Below are 19,469 nucleotides of genomic sequence, written 5' to 3'. Positions count from 1 at the left end.
GCTGATGCGAGCACTGGTGCAACACTGGCCCCGGGTGCTTGTGACCCTCATTCCGGTCATTTTTGCCTTGTTGCATGCTGCAGGCATCTTGCAACTGGGCGTTTTGCAGCACCTGGATAACATCATTTTTGATGCACGCCTGCGGGCCACCATGCCCCGCACCCTGGACGAGCGCATCGTCATCGTGGACCTGGATGAAAAGAGTCTGACCGAACTGGGTTGGCCCTGGAGCCGCAACAAGCTCGCCGCACTGGTCAACACCCTGTTTGAACGCCAAAAAATCCGCCTGCTGGGTTTTGACGTGGTGTTTGCCGAAACAGACGAAAGTTCGGGCCTGGCCCAGTTGCAACAACTGGCACGCCACCAGTTGCGCGACCAACCCGGTTTTGCCGAAGCCGTGCAGCAACTGCGCAGCACGCTGGACTTTGACGCGGCCTTTGCACGGTCGCTGCGCAATCGGCCGGTGGTGCTGGGCTACTACTTCAGCAGCGACCGCGACGGACGCACCTCGGGCACCTTGCCCGCTCCGGTGGTGGATGCAAAGGTTATCCAAGAGCGTCCATTGGGGTTAACCGTCTGGAGCGGCTACAACTCCAACATCGACAGCATTGCCACCGCCGCACCCAACGCCGGATTCTTTAACGCCATCACCGACGCAGACGGCGTAGTCCGCTCCCTGCCGCTGCTGGCCGAGCACCAGGGCCGCGATTACGAGTCTTTGTCACTGGGCATGTTTCGCATGCTGACGGGCCTACCCCGCGTCACGCCCGGCTTCTCGAAAGACAGTTTTGGAACATCCCAGCAGGAAAGCCTGCTGCTCCAACATGGCAACCAGCAGCAGGCCATACCCATGGATGCACGCGGTGCCGTGTTGGTGCCGTTTCGTGGCGCAGGTGGTACCAGCCACGGCCAGGGCAACTCCTACCGCTACGTTTCCGCCGCCGATGTCCTGGCCCACCGCCTGCCCGACCGCAGTTTGCAAGACAAGATCGTGTTGGTGGGCACCACGGTGCCCGGGCTGCTCGACCTGCGTGTCACCCCCGTGGGCGAAACCTACCCCGGAGTGGAGATCCACGCCAACGTTCTGTCCGGCCTGATGGACGGCAACATCGCGGTCAAACCCGACTATGCCGTGGGCTACGACATCCTGGTGCTGCTGTTGGCCGGACTGACCCTGGCCTGGGCTCTGCCGCGCTTGTCCGCCCTGCGCGCAGTGGCGCTCAGCGCAGGCGTGCTGCTGTCGGTGGTGGGCCTGAACGGAGCGCTGTACCTTGGCCATGGACTGGTGTTGCCGCTGGCCGCCGCATTGTGGATGGTGGTGACCGCGTCGGTGCTGAACATGGCGTATGGCTACTTTGTCGAAAGCCGCTCCAAACGCGAATTGGCCCACCTGTTCGGTACCTACGTACCACCTGAGCTGGTCGACGAGATGCTCAAGCACCCCGACAGCTACACCATGCGCGCCAGCAACCAGGAGCTGACGGTGATGTTTTGCGACATCCGGGGCTTTACCCAAATGTCCGAGAACATGGAGCCGCTGCAATTGCAAGCGGTACTCAACGGCGTGTTCAGCCAACTCACCGCGCAGATACGTACCCACCGCGGCACCATCGACAAATACATGGGCGACTGCGTGATGGCCTTTTGGGGCGCACCAGTGGCCACTGCCGACCACGCCCAATTGTCGGTGCAAGCCGCACTGGCCATGGTGCAGGCCGTAGAGCAATTGAACGAAGAGCACCGCAGCCGCAGCATTCCCGAAATCAGCATCGGCATAGGCCTGAACACCGGCAGCATGTGCGTTGGCGACATGGGCTCCAATATTCGGCGCAGCTACACCGTGATCGGTGACGCCGTCAACCTTGGGGCCCGGCTGGAAGGTTTGAGCAAAATATACGGTGTGGCCATCGTCGTCAGCGCCTCCACCCGCGCGCAGGCGCCCGAATGTGTATGGCAAGAACTCGACAAAGTCCGCGTCAAAGGCAAAGAACAGGCCGTGGCCATTTACACGCCCCTGGCAGCCGCAAACCCCACTTCCCCCCTGCTGGCGGACGAACTCCAGCTCTGGGACCGCTTCCTGGGCCACTACCGTACCCAAAATTGGACGGCATGCGAACCGCAAATACTGCAACTGCAAAACATGGATGCGACAAAATACCTCTACCGCCTCTATGCCGAACGAGTTGCTACCATGCGCGTGTTACCGTCCGATCCCACATGGGATGGTGCTACCAATTTTGAAACCAAATAAAGGGTGTCGTCATGAAAGTCCGCGTGCTGGGATGCTCTGGTGCCATCGCTAAAGACTGCAAAACCACATCGTTCCTGGTCGATGCCGATGTACTGATCGATGCCGGCACCGGCGTGGGCGACCTCACCCTGGACGAGATGTGCGCCATCAACCACGTCTTTCTGACCCACTCCCACCTCGACCACGTTGCCGCGCTGCCGCTGATGGTGGACGCCGTCGCCTCCCAACGCACCGCTCCCCTCAAAATCTACGCGCTCGCCGGCACCATCGCCGCGCTGAAAACGCATATTTTCAACAACGTGATCTGGCCCGACTTCAGCGTCATCCCCACCGTTGCTGCGCCATTCATCACCTTCCATGAAATCACCGTGGGTGAAACCACATTGATTACCGGCAAAACCATCGAAGCGCTGCCTGCTGTGCACACCGTGCCTGCGGTGGGCTACGCTGTTTCGGCAGGTGGCCCTTGTTGGGTGTTTACCGGCGACACCGAACGCAATCCGGCGTTCTGGCAGCGACTGGAGCAACTCGACGTGGCCATGCTGGTGATCGAAACCGCCTTCAGCAACCGCGAAAAAGACCTCGCCCGCCGCAGCCTGCACCTGTCGCCGGTAGCGCTGGCCGAGGAGCTCGAAGGCATTAACCCCCGGAAACAATTCCCCATCTTCATTACCCACACCAAACCCTTCGAGACAGAGCTGATCATGGACGAGATCGCCGAATTTGATGGCGCATTGCCGGCGGGACGGCACGTACCGCATGACATCCGGTGGCTCAAGGCCGGGCAAGCGTTTGAGGTCTGACTTAGCGCGGCGACGGACTTTGGCGGGTGACAAAAATGTCGCGACCTTCATTTCCCTGAAGACAAGTTGACAAAAATGCGCCTCTCTCCGCGCGAGAATGCAAGAAAAAGTTACAAATCAACCCAATTTGTGGCAAATTTCACGAGCCTTTGCACCAAAGCGCGCTGGCACGCAACCTGCGTTACAGCTGTGTCTTAACCGTTCACCCTAGGAGTACTCCATGAAAATGAAACGTTCACTGCAACAAGGCTTTACCTTGATCGAATTGATGATCGTCGTGGCGATCATCGGTATTTTGGCGGCTGTAGCCTTGCCTGCATACCAGGACTACACCGTGCGCGCAAAGGCCACGGAAGTGATCTTGGCGGCCTCTTCGCCAAAGACCAGCGTTTCTGAAGCGGCCCAAACACTTGGTCAGATGCCGGGAACTAACAGCGTGACGGTCGATACGCAAGCATCCACATACGTGGCCTCGGTCAGTTATGCCCAAACTAATTCATCGGTCGGCGTTATCACTGCTACTGCCAGTATTGCTCGCGAAGCCAAATTGGCGGCAGGTGGTACGGGCAGTACCGCCGGAACGATTGTGTTGACAGGTACCATCCAGGGTAACGGCCAGGTTGTCTGGGTATGCTCTGGAACCATTGCATCCAAATACCGCCCTGCAAGCTGCCAAGGCTAATATTGCGGGTACGATCAAAAAGCCTCCTTCGGGGGGCTTTTTTTATGCCTCCTCTCAATGGCGAGGCTCATGGGTTTTCAAGGGGTTTGATCTAGTGCTTTCAAAACATCCGCTTCCACCGCTATGGTTAGGCTTATGGGCACCATTGCTCGCCATTGCCTGGGTGATGCCCAACCACTACTTCCCTTGGCCTGCTTTTCATTCGGATGCTTGGGTAGCGGTCATGCTGGCGATAGCGGGAGCAGCGGTGTTGATGCGGTCCCCTGCCCCTGTCGCATGGCATGGAATTACCGTGGTGATGGCTTTGTTGGCGGCAATGCCTTTTGTGCAGTTTGCTACAGGATTGCTGCCGTTCAGTGGACAAGCTTGGCTCTACACCGCGTTTGTGTTGGGTCTGCTGATGGCCTTGTTGGTGGGGGCTGGATGGGAGGCAGCGACGCCTGGGAAAGCGGCGGATGGTTTGTTTTTAGCCATTGGAATCGCAGCACTTGCCTCGGTGGGGATGCAGCTACGCCAGTGGTTTGGGTTGGCGGAAGACGGTGTCGAGATGACGATTTGGACTGCCGAGTTCACACCTGGGCGGCCTTCTGCTAATTTAGGGCAACCGAACCAATTGGCGACCCTGTTGCTGTGGGCGGTGCTGGGTTGCGCGTGGGCCGTGTTACGCAAGCAGGCACGGATCGGGTATGCCGTCTTGGCCACCATGTTTCTTCTGTTTGGTGTAGCGCTAACACAGTCGCGTGTTGCCTTTATGGCCATCCTGCTGATCACCTTGTGCGCCTGGGCTTGGCGGCGGTTTTTACCGTCCCGTGGTCCTTGGGTGGTGACGCTGCTTTGTGTGTATTTCTTGGTGTGCGCCTTGTCCCTGCAGCACCTCAGCGACCTGTTTGGTCTGGATGTGCAGATTCGGTCCGTCTCCCTGGGTGGAGGCTCCACCGAATTGCGGCTCAAAGCCTACCGCTTGTTTCTAGACGCTGTTTCTCAGCGCCCTTGGTGGGGTTTTGGCTGGGACCAGCTCGCCGTGGCGCAGCTGGCAGTGGCACAGAACCATGGAACGCTGTCATCATTTTTCCAGCATTCGCACAACTTGTTTTTGGACTTGGTGCTGTGGTGCGGCATTCCCATTGGCGGCGTGGTTATTTTGGCTTTGGTGGGCTGGATTTTGCGTGCAGCCTGGAAGGTAAATTCCCGCGAAGATATGGTGCTGGTGCTGTTCATAATGGTCGTTGGGCTACATGCCATGGTGGAGCTGCCCCTGCACTACGCATATTTCCTGTTGCCCACAGGGCTGGTAATGGGCATGTTGAACCAGCGCCAGCACCGGTGGGTGGCGTGGAGTTGCAATCGCTGGAGCGTCTTGGTTTTATGGCTGGGCACCAGCGTGCTGCTGGGAACCATCATTAGCGACTATTTGCGCGTAGACAGTAGTTTTAGAACTTTCAGGCTGGATGCCGCACACATTGGAACTCTACCGCCTGGGCTTCCACCCGATGTCCTGGTACTGAACCAAATGCGGGAATTTATTGTCAATGCCCGACTTGAAGTCCAACCCACAATCAGCGCAGCTGAGTTGGAGAAGTTGCGTAGTTTGACCACCAGCTTTCCCAATCCCAGCAATTTGTTTAATTTCGCGAAGGCCTTGGCGTTTCGCCACGAGCCAGAAGCGGCCACAGATTGGATCGCCAAGGTGCTGAAGGTGCAGCCGGCTGAATTCAACGTGACCATGCGCCGCGCCTGGAAGGCCCAAGCGGCCACCCAACCGGCCATGGCGGCGGTCCAGTGGCCTGAAACCGACGACGCACCGGCGGCCCCCAGCGCGCAACAACCTTAATCTTTGCTGCCATGCGCCCAGCCGCCACGTCCCCCGCAGCGACCGGCATCGCCACCCTCCTCCTCGCCCTCCCCTGGCTCAACCCCTTCGCCCCCGGCCCGATGGCGGCGATGGTGCCCTGGCTGGTGGCGCTGGCGTCAGTGGCGGGGCTTTTGGCGGTGCAGGCGATTTGGCAACCTGCCCGGCGGGCGGGCGCCTCTGGCTGGGCCGGTGCTGCCGCTGGTGGCTGGCTGGTGGCAGGGGCGCTGAGCTGTGCCATAGGCATGGTCCAGTACTTCGGCGTGAGCCCGGCGTTGGCCCCGTGGGTCAACACCACGCCACTGGGCGAGGCGTTTGCCAATTTGCGCCAGCGCAACCAGTTTGCCAGCCTGGTCCATATCGCCTTGGCCGCTTTGCTGTGGTGGGTGGTGCAGGTGCGGCCTGCGGTGGCCCGGCACGCGGCGCGGAATCTGGCCGTGGCTTTGGCCATTTTGCTGGCGGTGGGCAACGCCGTGTCGTCGTCTCGCACTGGCTTGGTGCAGACGGCCCTGGTGGTGGCGTTGGCAGCGGTCTGGGGGGGGTGGCGCGACGCGGCGGTACGCCGGGTGCTGCTGGCATTTGTACTGGCCTACGGGCTGGGCCTGCTGCTGCTGCCGAGCCTGGTGGGGCTGGACACCGGGGCCTGGGCGCGGCTGCGCGAGGGCGATGCGCTGTGCTCCAGCCGCCTGACGCTGTGGCACAACGTGCTCACGCTGGTCGCCCAGCACCCCTGGCTGGGCTGGGGCTGGGGCGAACTGGACTACGCGCACTACATCCACCTATACGACGGCCCGCGGTTTTGTGACATTTTGGACAACGCGCACAACCTGCCGCTGCACCTGGCGGTGGAGCTAGGTGTGCCTATGGCGGTGGCGGCGTGCGGCCTGCTGGTCTGGTGGGTGCTGCGCAGCCAACCCTGGGCCGAGACGGATGCCAGCCGCCGCATGGCCTGGACGGTGCTGGCGGTGGTGGGTTTGCACAGCTTGCTGGAATACCCACTGTGGTACGGACCGTTCCAGATCGCCGTAGGTCTGTGCGTGGTTTTGCTGTGGCGAACCCCGCAACCGGCCCCTATAAGAAAACAGGCTCCCGTGCTTATTCCATACGCGCTAGCAGCTCTGTTTTTAATAGCAACATGCCTGTACACGGCCTGGGACTACCGGCGCGCCAGCCAGGTCTACATGCCACCTGCGGCGCGCGACCCGGCCTACCGGGACGACCCGCTGGCCGCTGCGCGCAGCAGCTTTTTGTTCCAGAACCAGGTGCAGTTTGCCGAGCTCAGCACTACGCCCCTGACCCAGGCCAATGCGCGGGCGCAATACCAGTTGGCGCTGGCGCTGCTGCATTTTTCGCCCGAGCACCGGGTGATTGAACGGGTGATCGACAGCGCCATGCTGCTGGGCCTGGACGATGTGGCGGTGTTCCACATGCTGCGCTTCAAAGCGGCTTTTCCCGAAGCCTTTGCCGACTGGGTGGCTTCCCGCCGCCGGGATAACGTGCAATAACGTTCAGTGCTCGGGATCTGCATCCTGGTCCATGCAAGTCAGTGCTGGTTGAACTCCACAATGCCGTCGACAAACTCCTTGATGGTCTGCGCGGCCTTGGTCTCGATAGAGGTGAACTCCACCGGGCATTTGTATTCGCCGTGGACCTCGGTCACGCGCAGCACCTTGGCGTAAATTTCGGTCAGTTCGCGGCCCATCAGGGACAAAGAGAGGGTGATCTTGATATCGTCAAACGGGGCCAGCGCCACCGGGCTGACGACGAACATGCCGCCGTAGCCCATGTCCACTATCTGGCCGACATGCTCCTGCGGCAGGACGGATTTGCCTTGCAGTATCTGGAAAACCAGCGGCAGGTCCACCTCGACCCGGGGGCTGTTGCGCACCTCGCGCTTGGGCGCTATCAGCGGGTGGCTGCCGCGTAGCGCCAGCAGCTCGACCATGCGCACGCAGCCCTTTTTACCTTTGACCTGCACCTCGTTGATGTCGCCAATGTCGATGAAGTCCCGGGCCTGCTGGTAGGTGCTCTCGCTGAGCAGAATCTGCCCGCGCAGGCTGTGCGCCTCCACCCGCGAGGCCAGGTTCACCTGGTCGCCAATCACGGTGTACTCGCTGTGCAGCCGCGAGCCCAGGTGGCCCACCACCACGTCGCCGGTGTTAATGCCAATGCCCATGTACAGCGCGGCCATGCCATGCAGCTTGTTTTCAGAATTGATCTCGTCCATGGCCAGCTGCATTTCGATGGCGCAGGCCAGCGCGGACTCGATGCTGTTGGGCAGGGCGTGGGGTGCCCCAAACAACACCATGATCGCGTCGCCCATGAATTTGTCGATGCTGCCACCGTGGCGCAGGATGATTTCGGTCATGCGCGACAGGTAGCGGTTCAGCGCAGCCACCATCTCCATGGCCGAGAACTTCTCGGCAATCGCGGTAAAGCCGCGCAGGTCGGACAGCAAAATCGTCACCCGGCGGGTTTCGCTGTCGGTGGCGTGCTGGGTGGCGTCGTCAATGGCTTCGGTAATCGCCTGCTGTCGGCCTTCGGCGCTCAGAGGAGCAGCCGGGTTGGCGGGATCACAGATGGCGACAAGCCGCGCGATGAGTTCTTGCCGGTTGACGTGCTTCACAGGGAGCCTCTGGCGGTAGAAAGTCGTAACAGAATACCAGACAGTGGGCCATCCAAAGAGGGCTACCGGGACGGTACCTGCGCCACAAAACTGCCCGACTTGCCGCCGTGCTTCTCCACCACCCGCACGCCAGTGATGGCCATGCCCCGGTCGACTGCCTTGCACATGTCGTAAATGGTCAGCAAGGCGACCTGGACGGCGCACAGGGCTTCCATCTCTACGCCGGTGGGGCCCACGGTTTCTACGGTGGCGGTGCACACCACGGCGGCAGGCTCGGACACCACCGCAAAGTCCAGCGCCACCCGGGTCAGCGCCAGTGGGTGGCACAGGGGCACCAGGTCGCTGGTCTTCTTGGCGGCCTGGATACCGGCAATGCGGGCAATGCCCAGCACATCGCCTTTTTTGGCGGTGCCACTCTCGATCAGCGCCAGGGTGGCGGGCAGCATCTCGATGCGGCCGGTGGCGACCGCCGTGCGGTGGGTGTGGGCCTTGGCCGCCACATCGACCATGTGGGCTTGGCCGTGCGCGTCAAAATGGGTCAGGGTGGACATGCGGGTCACAATCCTATTTACAGAACGTTTATGGTGGAGCCGCATCATACGGACACCCTCCCCTCCACAGCGCCATGCCATGGGAACCCAATTGCAGCAAAAATTTATAAAAAAACAGGGCCTATCGCTTATAGCATCAGCGACAGCAGCTCTAATTTTAATAGCATTCAGCGCAGGCATCCCGGCCACGGCTCAACCGTCGCAACTGCCCCAGCTGGGCGACGGCAGCAGCATGACCACCAGCGCCGAGCGCCGCCTGGGCGAACGCATCGCCCGTGAAATCTACCGCGACCCCGACTACGTGGACGACCCGGTGCTGGTCGAATACGTGCAAAGCATCTGGCAGCCGCTGCTGGCCGCCGCCCGCCAGCGCGGTGAGCTCACCGATGAGCTCGACCAGCGCTTTGCCTGGGAGGTGCTGATGGGGGCCGACCGCACCATCAACGCCTTCGCCCTGCCCGGCGGCTACCTGGGCCTGCACCTGGGCCTGGTGGGCGTGGTCACCAGCCCGGACGAGCTGGCCTCGGTGCTGGGCCACGAGCTCAGCCACGTTACCCAGCGGCATATTTCGCGGATGATGGAATCGCAAAGCAAGGCCATGCCCTGGATGATCGGGGCCATGATTCTGGGCGCACTGGCCGCCAGCAAGAACCCGGACGCGGCCAACGCCATGGTCGTCGGCGGGCAGGCGGCGGCGGTGCAAAACCAGCTCAACTTCTCGCGCGACATGGAGCGCGAGGCCGACCGCATCGGCTACGGCGTGATGACCCAGGCGGGCTATGACCCCATCGGCTTCGTCAGCATGTTCGAAAAACTGCAGCAGGCCTCCCGCATCGGCGACAACGGCTCGCTGCCCTACCTGCGCACCCACCCGCTGACCACCGAGCGGATTGCCGACATGCAGTCGCGCCAGGCGCTGGACGCGCGCCCTGTGCACGCCCCGCCCAATGCCCTGCACGCCATGATGGCCGCCCGGGCCCGCGTGCTGGGCAACCCCGGCGTGGACATGCTGCGCGCCTGGGTGGCCGAGGCCCGGGCCGTACACCCCAGCGGCCCGGCCCTGGACGTGCGCAGTGTCGGCGTGCTGTACGCCGGCACGCTGGCGGCGCTGCAGCAGCGCGACGTTCCCATGGCCCGCACCTTGGTGGCGCGGCTGCAGGCCCTCACAGGTACCGACCCGGCACTGGCCCGCACCAGCCGCCTGCTGGCCGCCGAAATCGAATGGACGGCGGGTGACGCGCCCGCCACCGCCGCCTTGCTGGAGCTAGAAGCCCCGGGCCGACCCGAGCTGGTGCTGGGCTCCCAGGTGCGTATCCGCATGGGCCAGGCGGCCAACGCCATGGCCCGCCTGCAACCCTGGGTGGCCCTGCACCCGCGCGACGGCACGGCCTGGCAGCTATTGGCCAGTGCCTACACCGCCCAGGGCCAGACGCTGCGCGCCATCCGGGCCGAAGCCGAAGCCCAGGTGGCCCGGCTGGACTATGCCGGGGCCATGGACCGCTTCCGCGCCGCGCAAGATTTTGTGCGCAAGCCGCCGCCGGGCAGCGGACCGGTGGACGACATCGAGGCCTCCATCATCGACACCCGCACGCGCCAAATCCAGGCCCTGCTCAAAGAACAGGCCCTGGACAAAGCCAACAACTAAACCACGGCGTCGATCACGATACCGGCGGCCGAATACAGCAGCGAGCCGATCAGGGCGGCGGCAAACCCGGTCACGTGGAAGCCCGCCAGCAGGCCCGAGGCAGACCAGAACATCAGCGCGTTCACCACAAACAAGAACAGCCCCAGCGTGAGCACGGTCACCGGCAGCGTCAGCAGCACCAGCACCGGCCGCAGCACCGTGTTGAGCAGGCCGATCACCAGCGCGGCGATGAGCGCGGTGGTGAAGTTCTGCACCTGCACCCCACTGTACAAATGGGCCACCAGAAGCAATGCGGCTGCGCTGAGCAGCCATTTGAGGATGAGTTTCATGCGGGCAAGGATAGCGCGATTACGCTACCCCCGCCCCGCCATCACGCTGCCGACACTTTGCGGCGCGCGGCCCAGCTACCGGTTGCCAGCACACCGGCCACGGCCACCGTATACAAGCCCCAGTGGGCGGCAGTGCTCCAGGGGGCGTCCGGGCCAAACACGCTGGCCAGCACCGGTTCGCCCACGATCATCTTGGCAGCGGTAAAGGCCAGCACCGCAGCGCCGATCTGGATGATGGCCGGGAAGCGCTCCACCAGCTTCAACACCACCGTGCTGCCCAGCACCACGATGGGCACGCTGACCAGCAGGCCGATGATGACCAGGTCAAACGCGCCGTGCGCGGCACCGGCCACGCCCAGCACGTTGTCCACGCCCATCAGCGCGTCGGCCACCAGAATGGTCTTCATCGCACCCCAGAAGGTGCTGACCACCGGACCGTCGTGCCCGTCTTCATTGCCCTGGTCGGCCAGCAGCTTGTAGGCAATCCACAGCAGGCCCAAGCCCCCCACCAGCATCAGGCCGGGGATCTTCAGCAGCCAGACCACGCCGATGGTCATCACCGAGCGCACCGCGATGGCACCCACCGTGCCCCACAGGATGGCTTTCTTTTGCAGATGCGGCGGCAGGCTGCGCGCCGCCAGGGCGATGACGATGGCGTTGTCGCCCGCCAGTACCAGGTCGATCAAAATGATCGCCAGCAGGGCAGACCACCAGGGGGCGGATAAAAATTCCATGAAAAACACTCCTTTGCAGTTGAAAAACAGCAAAGGCGGGAATCGGGATGCAGATGGTGTGGTGGCCAGCAAGCACGCTTCGAAACCCACCTTGGCAGATGGACATCGAAGGTCTTGCTCGGCGTGGTGAAACATGTTCACCACTGCCCCACTGCCCGGTTGCCCGCGCGGGGCAACGTATTGACGACCAGTGGATGCCCACCAGGATGGCGGGCGGGAGCTACTCCCCTTCAGGGACGCAATTAGAGCACAATCGGCCTCCTTTCGCATTCTTCCCCGCCATGGCCGGACTCCACATCACCGACATCGAAGCCGCCATCAACTACTGGCGTGCCCAAAAGCCCTCCCCCGACGGCTTCACCCTGTGCGCCGAATTGCGCGCGCTGGCCGAGGTGTACGCGCTGATGGTCTACCACCACGAAGACACGGTGGACGCTGCGTCCATGGCCGCAAACGCCCCCGAGGCGTGGGCTGCCTGGCTGACCTGGTACGAGACGACGCCCGACACGCCCTGCATCGCCATCTGCTCCACGTTCCAGGGCGATGCCATCTGCAAAGGCTGCGGCCGCACGTTTGAAGAAGTCCAGCACTGGCCCGCCATGGGCCCGGCCGACAAGCGCGCCACCTGGCGGCGCATCACGCTGGAAGGCAATTCCTGGCGCTTCAACCGCTATGCCGAGCGCGCCGCCGAAGGGCGCATGCCTGCTATTGATTAAGTAGCTGCTTGCGCCTATGGAATAAGCGCCAGCGGCCTAAAAGATCCGCCAAATTACTTCCAGCGGACGCACTCCACATCCACGCTGCCTTTTTCGCTGCCCAAGGTGAGGTTGCCTTCCTGCACCGTGGCCTGCAGCTGCATGCTGCGTTCGGCCAGGGCGGCCAGGGCCTGGGATGCGTCGGTGGGCACGCGCCAGACCTGCAGGTTTTGCGGGCGGGCCAGCTTGGCTTCCATGGTGCGCCACCACACGTCGGCCGACGAGCTGAACGGGTACAGCAGCACCTGGTCGGCCTTGCCGCAGGCTTTGATCAGCGGTTTGTCTTCGGGCTGGCCCACTTCCACCCACAGTCGGGTGCGGCCGGTGTAGTCGCGCAGGCTGAGGTCGGGGTCGTCGGGGTTGCTCAGGCCCGCGCCAAAGGCCAGCACGCCATCGCCACCCAGCTCGCTTTGCAGTTTGTAGGCGTTCAGCGCCAGGGCGACCAGGCGCACCATCATGCGTTCGTCGGTTTCGCTGGGGTGGCGCGCCAGGGTCAGGGCGTGGTCGGCGTAGTAGCCGTGGTCAATGTCTGCAATTTGCAGGTTGGCCTTGAAGATCGTGGATTTGAGGGCCATGCCTGAATACTATTGTTTTTATAGCTGCTTGCGCTTATCAGATAAGCACAGGCAGGCTATTTCATTGAGAAAATTACGCGCGACGGGCCAGGTCGGCGGCGATGCCGGTGTAGCTGCCCGGCGTCATGGCCAGCAGGCGCTGCTTTTCGGCATCGGGAATGGCCAGGGAATTGATCAGGCCGTGCAGGGCTTCGGCGGTGACCGTTTTGCCGCGGGTGACTTCCTTGAGCTGCTCGTACGCCCCCGACACGCCAAAGCGGCGCATCACCGTCTGGATCGGCTCGGCCAGCACTTCCCATGAACTATCGAGGTCGGCGGCCAGGGCTTCTTCGTTCAGCTCCAGCTTGTTCATCCCGGTCAGCAGCGACTGGTAGGCCAGCGCGGCGTAACCCACGGCCACGCCCATGTTGCGCAGCACGGTGGAGTCGGTCAGGTCGCGCTGCCAGCGGCTGATGGGCAGCTTTTCGCTCAGGTGGCGCAGCAGGGCGTTGGCCAGGCCGAGGTTGCCTTCGGCGTTTTCAAAGTCGATGGGGTTGACCTTGTGCGGCATGGTGCTGGAGCCGATTTCGCCGTCTTTCAGGCGCTGCTTGAAGTAGCCCAGGCTCACGTAGCCCCACACGTCGCGCGACCAGTCGATCAGGATGGTGTTGGTGCGGGCCATCGCGTCGAACAGCTCGGCCATGTAGTCGTGTGGCTCGATCTGGATGCTGTAGGGCTGGAAGGTCAGGCCCAGGCCCCAGGGGTTGATGCCGGTGTCGGGGCCGTGCTCGGGGGTTTCGACGACTTTGCGGCTGAAGGCCTCCCAGTCGAAGTCGGGCCAGGCGGACAGGTGGGCGTTGTAGTTGCCCACGGCGCCGTTCATCTTGGCCATCAGCGGGATCTTGGCGATCTTGTCACGGGCGGCGACCACGCGCACCAGCACGTTGGCCACTTCCTTGCCCACGGTGGTGGGGCTGGCGGTTTGGCCATGGGTGCGGCTGAGCATGGGCACGTCGGCGAAGGCATGGGCCATGGTGCGCAGCTTGGTGATCAGGGCGTCCAGGCCGGGCAGGATGACCTGGTCGCGGGCGCCCTTGAGCTGCAGCGCGTGGCTGGTGTTGTTGATGTCTTCGCTGGTGCAGGCAAAGTGGACGAATTCGCTGGCGTGCTCCAGCTCGGGGCGGGCTTCGAACTTGGACTTGATCCAGTATTCGACGGCCTTGACGTCGTGGTTGGTGACTTTTTCAATGTCCTTGATGGCCTTGCCATCGGCTTCGCTGAACTTGGTGACCAGGTTCAGCAAATAGGTGCGCGCGCCCGGCGTAAGCGGCTTGAATTCGGCAAAACCGGCATCGCTCAGGGCGATGAACCAGGCCACTTCCACCTGGACGCGGCGTTGCATGTAGCCCAGTTCGCTCATCAAAGGGCGCAGGGGGGCGAGTTTGGCGGCATAGCGACCGTCCAGTGGCGACAGGGCCGAGATCGTAGAGAGATTCATGTTGCGAATTGTAGGATGCGCGCCACCCTTGGCAAACCGGGCCTTCTTGGCAGGGGTGAATCGCTAGAATGGAAGCATCCCCAGATCCTTGCCCCAGAACCACCGTGCCCATGAAACTTATCGGATCTCTCACCAGCCCCTACGTGCGCAAAGTGCGCGTCGTGATGGCCGAAAAAAAGCTCGACTACCAGTTTGTGCTGGACGACGTGTGGGCACCCGGCACCGTGATCGCCGAATCCAACCCGCTGGGCAAAGTGCCCTGCCTGGTGATGGAAGCGGGCGAGGCGATCTTCGATTCGCGGGTGATCGTGGAGTACCTGGACACCTTGTCGCCGGTGGGCAAGCTCATTCCGTCGCAAAGCCGCGAGCGGGTCGAGGTCAAAACCTGGGAAGCCCTGGCAGACGGTATGTCCGACGCGGGCATCCTGGCGCGCATGGAGTCGGTGTGGGTCGAGCGCTTTGTGGAGCAGCGTAGCCAGGCCTGGATCGACCGCCAGATGGGCAAGGTCGATGCCAGCCTGAAGGCCATGGCCCGCGGCCTGGCCGAAAAGCCTTACTGCAGCGGCATCCACCTCAGCCTGTCGGACATTTCGGTGGGCTGCGCGTTGGGCTGGCTCGACTTCCGCTTCCCCGACCTGCCCTGGCGCAGCCGCCACCCCAACCTCGCCAAGCTGCAAGACAAGCTGATGCAGCGCCAGAGTTTTATCGACACAAAGCCGGTTTAGGGCGTGGGTAAGCCCTTGATCGCCACACCGCAATACCACCACTTTGCCGACCCGCTGCCCCTGCAAGGCGGCGGCTCCATCCGCGCCTACGACCTGGCCTATGAGACCTACGGCACGCTGAACGCCGACCGCTCCAACGCTGTGCTGGTCTGCCACGCGCTGAACGCCTCACACCACGTGGCGGGCACCTACGAAGGCCAGCCTAAATCGGCAGGCTGGTGGGACAACATGGTCGGCCCCGGCAAGCCGCTGGACACCAACCACTTCTTCGTCATCGGCGTGAACAACCTGGGCTCCTGCTTTGGCTCCACCGGGCCAATGCACATCCACCCCGACACCGGCCAGGTCTACGGTGCCGACTTTCCGGTGGTCACCGTGGAAGACTGGGTCAACGCCCAGGCCCGGCTGCTCGACCAGCTGGGCATCCAGACCCTCGCCGCCGTGATGGGCGGTAGCCTGGGCGGTATGCAGGCGCTGGGCTGGACGCTACAATTTCCAGAGCGTGTGCGGCACGCGGTGGTGATTGCCAGCGCGCCCAACCTCACCGCCGAGAACATCGCATTTAACGAAGTTGCCCGCCGCGCCATCACCACCGACCCCGATTTCCACGGCGGCCACTTCTACCGCCACGGCGTAGTGCCCCAGCGCGGCCTGCGCATCGCCCGCATGATTGGCCACATCACCTACCTGAGCGACGACGTGATGAACACCAAGTTCGGCCGCCAGCTCATCCATGGCAACTACCGCTACACCACGCAGGACGCCGAGTTCCAGATCGAAAGCTACCTGCGCTACCAGGGCGACAAGTTCAGCGAATACTTCGACGCCAACACCTACCTGCTGATCACCCGCGCGCTGGACTACTTTGACCCGGCGCGGAATTTCGGCGGCAGCCTGAGCGCGGCGTTTGCCCAGGTCAAGGCCAAGTTTTTGCTGGTCAGCTTCACCACCGACTGGCGCTTCTCGCCCCAGCGCAGCCGCGAAATCGCCAAAGCCTTGCTCGACCACCACCACACCGTGAGCTACGCCGAAATCGACGCGCCCCACGGCCACGATGCGTTTTTGCTCGACGATGCCCGCTACATGGCCGCCGTACGCGCCTACTTTGACCGCATCGCGGCGGAGGTGATGCCATGAGCGCCCAATCGATGCTCGAATCCATTGCCCGCCTGGTGCCCGTGGGCTCGCGCGTGCTCGACCTGGGCTGCGGCGACGGCGCGCTGCTGGCCCATTTGCAGGCCACCCGCGGCTGCACCGGCTACGGCGTGGAAATCGACGATGCCAAGCTGCTCAAGTGCGTGCAGCGCGGCGTGAACGTGGTGCAGCTGAATCTGGACGAGGGCCTGGCCCTGTTCGAAGACGCGTCGTTTGACGTGGTGCTGCAGATCGACACCCTGCAACACCTGCGCAACGCCGAAGTCATGCTGCGCGAAACTGCGCGCGTGGGCCGCATGGGCGTGCTGGCCTTTCCCAACTTTGCCCACTGGCCCAACCGCCTGAGCATTCTGCGCGGCCGCATGCCGGTCACCAAGCGCCTGCCCTACCAGTGGTACGACACGCCCAACATCCGCGTCGGCACCTTCAAGGACTTCGAGGTGCTGGCCGGCAAGAACGACCTGCACATCCTCGATGCCTTCGGCCTGCAAGAGGGCCGCGAGGTGCGCTTCCTGCCCAACATGCTGGCAGGCACGGCGGTGTTCAAGTTCCAAAAGGGCTGAGTGTGCCGCCCGGCAAGGGCATTTTTTCAGCATGAAAATGGCAGCCTGTGCTTATGGAATGGGCGTGAGCAGCTATTTATTTTGATGCTAAAAATCGTAGCATAGCGCTGCATCTCTCCTGCTCTACGGCACCACCGCCGCTAGTTGTTGCAAGCGCTGCGCCCATGCTGCCAGGGCGGCGCGCAAGGCCGCTGGCTGGCGGATCTCAAAACTAAACGGCAGGCGTGCCAGTTCGCGGGCGAACCAGTCCACATCATCGGCCTGGCTGTGCAGCACGACACCGCCGTCGGCAGGGTGGAGCAGGCCGATGCTGTCAAACAGCGCCCTGCGCGCCGTCTCCATGTCGGTGTGCAGCAGCACCTCGATCTGGACCGCCCGGGGGATGCTGGCCACGCCCAGCGCCAGATGGCGCACCGCATCAAAGTTGGCCGGGGCCACAAAGCGCTGCGCACGCGGCTCGATAGCCTGTACCCGGTCCAGCCGCAAAGAGCGCAGCGCACCGCGCAAATGGCAGTAACCCACCACGTACCACCGGTGGCCCCGGTAGGCCAGGCCGTAGGGGTCGAAATCCCGCTGCGTGGTCTCCAACTGCGCCGAACCATAGTGCACATGCACCTGCTGGCATTGGTAGCAGGCCAGACTGAAAGCCATCAGCGTCTGGCTGTCTTGCAGGGGGGTGGAGGGCTGGCGGTCCAGGGCCACGGTTTCGCCCAGGGCCCGCACGCGCTGCTTCAAGGGGCCAGGCATGACCCGCTCCAGCTTGGCCTGCGCGCTTTCCACCGCCGCGCCCGCCACCGCCAGCCCACGGGCTGCCACCAGGCCCAAGGCGATGGCCAGCGCTTCGTCGTCGGTGAACACCATGGGCGGCAGCTTGAAGCCGGGCATCAGGCTGTAGCAGCCGTAGCGCCCACGCTCGGACAGCACGGGAATGCCCAGGTCTTCCAGTCGGCGGATGTAGCGCCGCAGCGTGCGCCCGTCCACCGCCAGCCGCTGGGCCAGGTCCGGGCCGCTCAGGCGGCCATGGGCCTGCAGGAGTTCCAGCACGGCCAACACGCGGGTGGTGGGTGAATACATGGTCTGAGTTTAATCAGGGCCAATACCGCCCGGATACGGTTTTAGAGTGGGGTTTTAGCATCCACCGAGACCCTGCACCATGACCCACTACGCCCACCTTTGGCTCTTCTTCTTGATGGTATTCGGCATCATTGCCCTGCCCGGTATGGACATGGCCTTTGTGCTGTCGAATGCCCTGGTGGGAGGGCGTACATCCGGCCTGGTTGCGGTGGCGGGCATCGTGGCCGGTGGGGTGTGCCATGTGGTCGCCGGGGTGCTGGGCTTGGGGCTGGTGCTGCGCTGGGTGCCGGGCCTGCTGAACATCTTGTTGCAGGCCGGGGCGGCCTATATCGCCTGGATTGGCGTGGCGGTGTTGCGCAGTGCGTCAGCCATCGGGCCATTGCCCGCCGTCGGCACGCCACCGCCCAGGGTGATTTTTCGCCGGGCCCTGCTGACCTGCCTGATGAATCCCAAGGCTTATTTGTTCATGTTGGCCATCTTTCCGCAGTTTTTGCGCGTGGAATATGGGTCCATAGCAGTACAGGCCGTGGTGCTGGGCGGCATCATCGCGCTGACGCAAACCGTGGTGTACGGCCTGTGGGCGCTGGCGGCGGGCAGTTCGCGGGCCTGGCTGGAGTCCCGCCCCCGCGCCGCAAACGCCATGGCCCGTGGCGTGGGCGGGGTGCTGGTGCTGGGGGCGGTCTGGACGGCGGTGCAGGGATGGAACTCCATTTAGCGTGGCGTTTTACACTCTAGGGTTGCGCCCCGCCCAATTTCCTCTTGAGAACGCCCCCATGACCACAGTCCACACTTCCTCCATCCACAGCCTGCCCCTGCTGGCGCGCGGCAAGGTTCGCGACAACTATGCCGTGGGGACCGATCGCATTCTGATGGTGGCCAGCGACCGTCTGAGTGCCTTTGACGTGATCCTGGGCGAGCCGATTCCCGGCAAGGGCATTTTGCTGACGCAAATGGCGCTGTTCTGGTTTGCCAAGCTGGGCCACATCTGCCCCAACCACCTCACCGGCGAAGCCCCCGAGAGCGCCGTGCTGCCGGAAGAAGTACCCCAGGTCACCGGCCGCTCCATGCTGGTCAAGCGCCTCAAGCCCCTGCCCATCGAGGCCGTGGTGCGCGGCTACCTGGCCGGTAGCGGCTGGAAGGAGTACCAGGACAGCCAATCGGTTTGCGGCGTGCCCCTGCCTGCGGGCCTGCGCAACGCCTCCAAGCTGGCCGCCCCCATCTACACCCCGGCGGCCAAGGCAGCCGTGGGCGACCACGACGAAAACATCACCTTCGCTCGCAGCGTGGAGATGATTGGCGCCGACCTGGCCGGGCGCATCCGCGATTTGAGCATCCAAATCTACTCAGAAGCCGCCGCCTTCGCCCTGACCAAGGGCGTGATCATTGCCGACACCAAGTTCGAGTTCGGCCTGGACACCGACGGCACCCTGGTGCTGATGGACGAGGTGCTGACCCCCGACTCCTCGCGCTTCTGGCCGGTGGAAGGTTACGTGGAAGGCAGCAATCCCCCCAGCTACGACAAGCAATTCGTGCGGGACTGGCTGGAGCAGGTGCAGATCGACGGCAAGCCCTGGAACAAAACCCCACCCGCGCCCCGCGTCCCCGCCGACGTGATCGCCAAGACCGCCGCCAAGTACCAGGAGGCGCTGGAGCGGTTGACGGCGTAGGCCTCTGG

General features: G+C 63.2%; 19 protein-coding genes. 12 read left to right on the top strand and 7 right to left on the bottom strand.

The features are described from left to right. Positions 1–40: 40 nt before the first annotated feature. The 5 genes from AB3G31_RS01940 (at position 41) to AB3G31_RS01920 (ending at position 7,090) form a co-directional block, all read left to right on the top strand. On the top strand, positions 41–2,251 hold the full coding sequence (locus AB3G31_RS01940; protein ID WP_367848553.1) for a CHASE2 domain-containing protein: 2,211 nt from the start codon (positions 41–43) through the stop codon (positions 2,249–2,251). A gap of 11 nt (positions 2,252–2,262) precedes the next feature. Beyond that, positions 2,263–3,054, top strand: coding sequence for a 3',5'-cyclic-nucleotide phosphodiesterase (locus tag AB3G31_RS01935; protein WP_367848552.1), 792 nt, complete (start codon positions 2,263–2,265; stop codon positions 3,052–3,054). 226 nt (positions 3,055–3,280) lie between these two features. Further along, positions 3,281–3,736: a pilin gene (locus AB3G31_RS01930; RefSeq protein ID WP_367850275.1), complete on the top strand. Its 456-nt coding sequence runs from the start codon at positions 3,281–3,283 to the stop codon at positions 3,734–3,736. A gap of 166 nt (positions 3,737–3,902) precedes the next feature. Further along, positions 3,903–5,567 (top strand): Wzy polymerase domain-containing protein, encoded by a 1,665-nt coding sequence (locus AB3G31_RS01925; RefSeq protein ID WP_367848551.1) that lies wholly within the window; start codon positions 3,903–3,905, stop codon positions 5,565–5,567. An 11-nt stretch (positions 5,568–5,578) separates the two neighbouring features. Further along, positions 5,579–7,090, top strand: a complete 1,512-nt coding sequence (locus tag AB3G31_RS01920) for a PglL family O-oligosaccharyltransferase (RefSeq protein WP_367848550.1) — start codon at positions 5,579–5,581, stop codon at positions 7,088–7,090. A 38-nt stretch (positions 7,091–7,128) separates the two neighbouring features. Here the strand turns inward: AB3G31_RS01920 and AB3G31_RS01915 are convergent, their stop codons facing one another. Further along, positions 7,129–8,211, bottom strand: a complete 1,083-nt coding sequence (locus tag AB3G31_RS01915) for an adenylate/guanylate cyclase domain-containing protein (protein WP_367848549.1) — start codon at positions 8,209–8,211, stop codon at positions 7,129–7,131. Between the two features lie 62 nt (positions 8,212–8,273). Next, positions 8,274–8,762 carry a cyclic pyranopterin monophosphate synthase MoaC gene (moaC, locus tag AB3G31_RS01910; protein ID WP_367848548.1) on the bottom strand — a complete coding sequence of 163 codons (489 nt, stop codon included), beginning with the start codon at positions 8,760–8,762 and terminating at the stop codon, positions 8,274–8,276. 232 nt (positions 8,763–8,994) lie between these two features. On the opposite strand from moaC, the gene AB3G31_RS01905 reads away from it, so the two are divergent. Beyond that, on the top strand, positions 8,995–10,407 hold the full coding sequence (locus tag AB3G31_RS01905) for a M48 family metalloprotease (RefSeq protein ID WP_367848547.1): 1,413 nt from the start codon (positions 8,995–8,997) through the stop codon (positions 10,405–10,407). Here the strand turns inward: AB3G31_RS01905 and AB3G31_RS01900 are convergent. Both AB3G31_RS01900 and AB3G31_RS01895 read right to left on the bottom strand, forming a co-directional pair. Continuing rightward, positions 10,404–10,736 (bottom strand): phage holin family protein, encoded by a 333-nt coding sequence (locus AB3G31_RS01900; protein ID WP_367848546.1) that lies wholly within the window; start codon positions 10,734–10,736, stop codon positions 10,404–10,406. The genes AB3G31_RS01905 and AB3G31_RS01900 overlap by 4 nt on opposite strands. 41 nt (positions 10,737–10,777) lie before the next feature. After that, positions 10,778–11,470 (bottom strand): TerC family protein, encoded by a 693-nt coding sequence (locus AB3G31_RS01895; RefSeq protein ID WP_367848545.1) that lies wholly within the window; start codon positions 11,468–11,470, stop codon positions 10,778–10,780. A 281-nt stretch (positions 11,471–11,751) separates the two neighbouring features. On the opposite strand from AB3G31_RS01895, the gene AB3G31_RS01890 reads away from it, so the two are divergent. Further along, the gene (locus AB3G31_RS01890) at positions 11,752–12,186 is read left to right on the top strand and encodes a DUF3717 domain-containing protein (RefSeq protein ID WP_367848544.1); all 435 of its coding nucleotides are present in this window, start codon (positions 11,752–11,754) and stop codon (positions 12,184–12,186) included. Between the two features lie 53 nt (positions 12,187–12,239). On the opposite strand, the gene AB3G31_RS01885 is transcribed toward AB3G31_RS01890, so the two are convergent. Next, complete coding sequence (locus tag AB3G31_RS01885; protein ID WP_315227939.1) at positions 12,240–12,800, bottom strand: YaeQ family protein; 561 nt, start codon at positions 12,798–12,800, stop codon at positions 12,240–12,242. Between the two features lie 73 nt (positions 12,801–12,873). Next, positions 12,874–14,277, bottom strand: coding sequence for an adenylosuccinate lyase (gene purB, locus AB3G31_RS01880; protein ID WP_367848543.1), 1,404 nt, complete (start codon positions 14,275–14,277; stop codon positions 12,874–12,876). Positions 14,278–14,387: 110 nt separating this feature from the next. Here purB and AB3G31_RS01875 point away from each other — a divergent pair, with 110 nt between their 5' ends. The 3 genes from AB3G31_RS01875 to metW are packed head-to-tail and all read left to right on the top strand — an operon-like array spanning position 14,388 to position 16,720. Continuing rightward, on the top strand, positions 14,388–15,002 hold the full coding sequence (locus AB3G31_RS01875) for a glutathione S-transferase N-terminal domain-containing protein (protein WP_295953127.1): 615 nt from the start codon (positions 14,388–14,390) through the stop codon (positions 15,000–15,002). Positions 15,003–15,005: 3 nt separating this feature from the next. After that, positions 15,006–16,139, top strand: coding sequence for a homoserine O-acetyltransferase (locus tag AB3G31_RS01870; RefSeq protein WP_367848542.1), 1,134 nt, complete (start codon positions 15,006–15,008; stop codon positions 16,137–16,139). After that, positions 16,136–16,720 carry a methionine biosynthesis protein MetW gene (metW, locus tag AB3G31_RS01865; protein WP_367848541.1) on the top strand — a complete coding sequence of 195 codons (585 nt, stop codon included), beginning with the start codon at positions 16,136–16,138 and terminating at the stop codon, positions 16,718–16,720. The genes AB3G31_RS01870 and metW overlap by 4 nt, the downstream gene beginning before the upstream one ends. Positions 16,721–16,843: 123 nt before the next feature. Here the strand turns inward: metW and AB3G31_RS01860 are convergent, their stop codons facing one another. Then, a complete protein-coding gene (locus tag AB3G31_RS01860) occupies positions 16,844–17,794 on the bottom strand; it encodes a helix-turn-helix transcriptional regulator (protein ID WP_367848540.1) in 951 nt (316 codons plus the stop codon). Positions 17,795–17,873: 79 nt separating this feature from the next. Here AB3G31_RS01860 and AB3G31_RS01855 point away from each other — a divergent pair, with 79 nt between their 5' ends. Then, positions 17,874–18,509, top strand: coding sequence for a LysE family translocator (locus AB3G31_RS01855; protein ID WP_367848539.1), 636 nt, complete (start codon positions 17,874–17,876; stop codon positions 18,507–18,509). A gap of 58 nt (positions 18,510–18,567) precedes the next feature. Further along, positions 18,568–19,461: a phosphoribosylaminoimidazolesuccinocarboxamide synthase gene (locus AB3G31_RS01850; protein ID WP_367848538.1), complete on the top strand. Its 894-nt coding sequence runs from the start codon at positions 18,568–18,570 to the stop codon at positions 19,459–19,461. The last annotated feature ends 8 nt before the right edge of the window (positions 19,462–19,469 follow it).

This window comes from Rhodoferax sp. WC2427 (genome assembly GCF_040822085.1).
In the GTDB taxonomy this organism is placed as follows: domain Bacteria; phylum Pseudomonadota; class Gammaproteobacteria; order Burkholderiales; family Burkholderiaceae_C; genus Rhodoferax_B.
The sequence above is the reverse complement of the archived record's forward strand: the minus strand, read 5'-3'. Positions and strand labels throughout refer to the sequence as shown.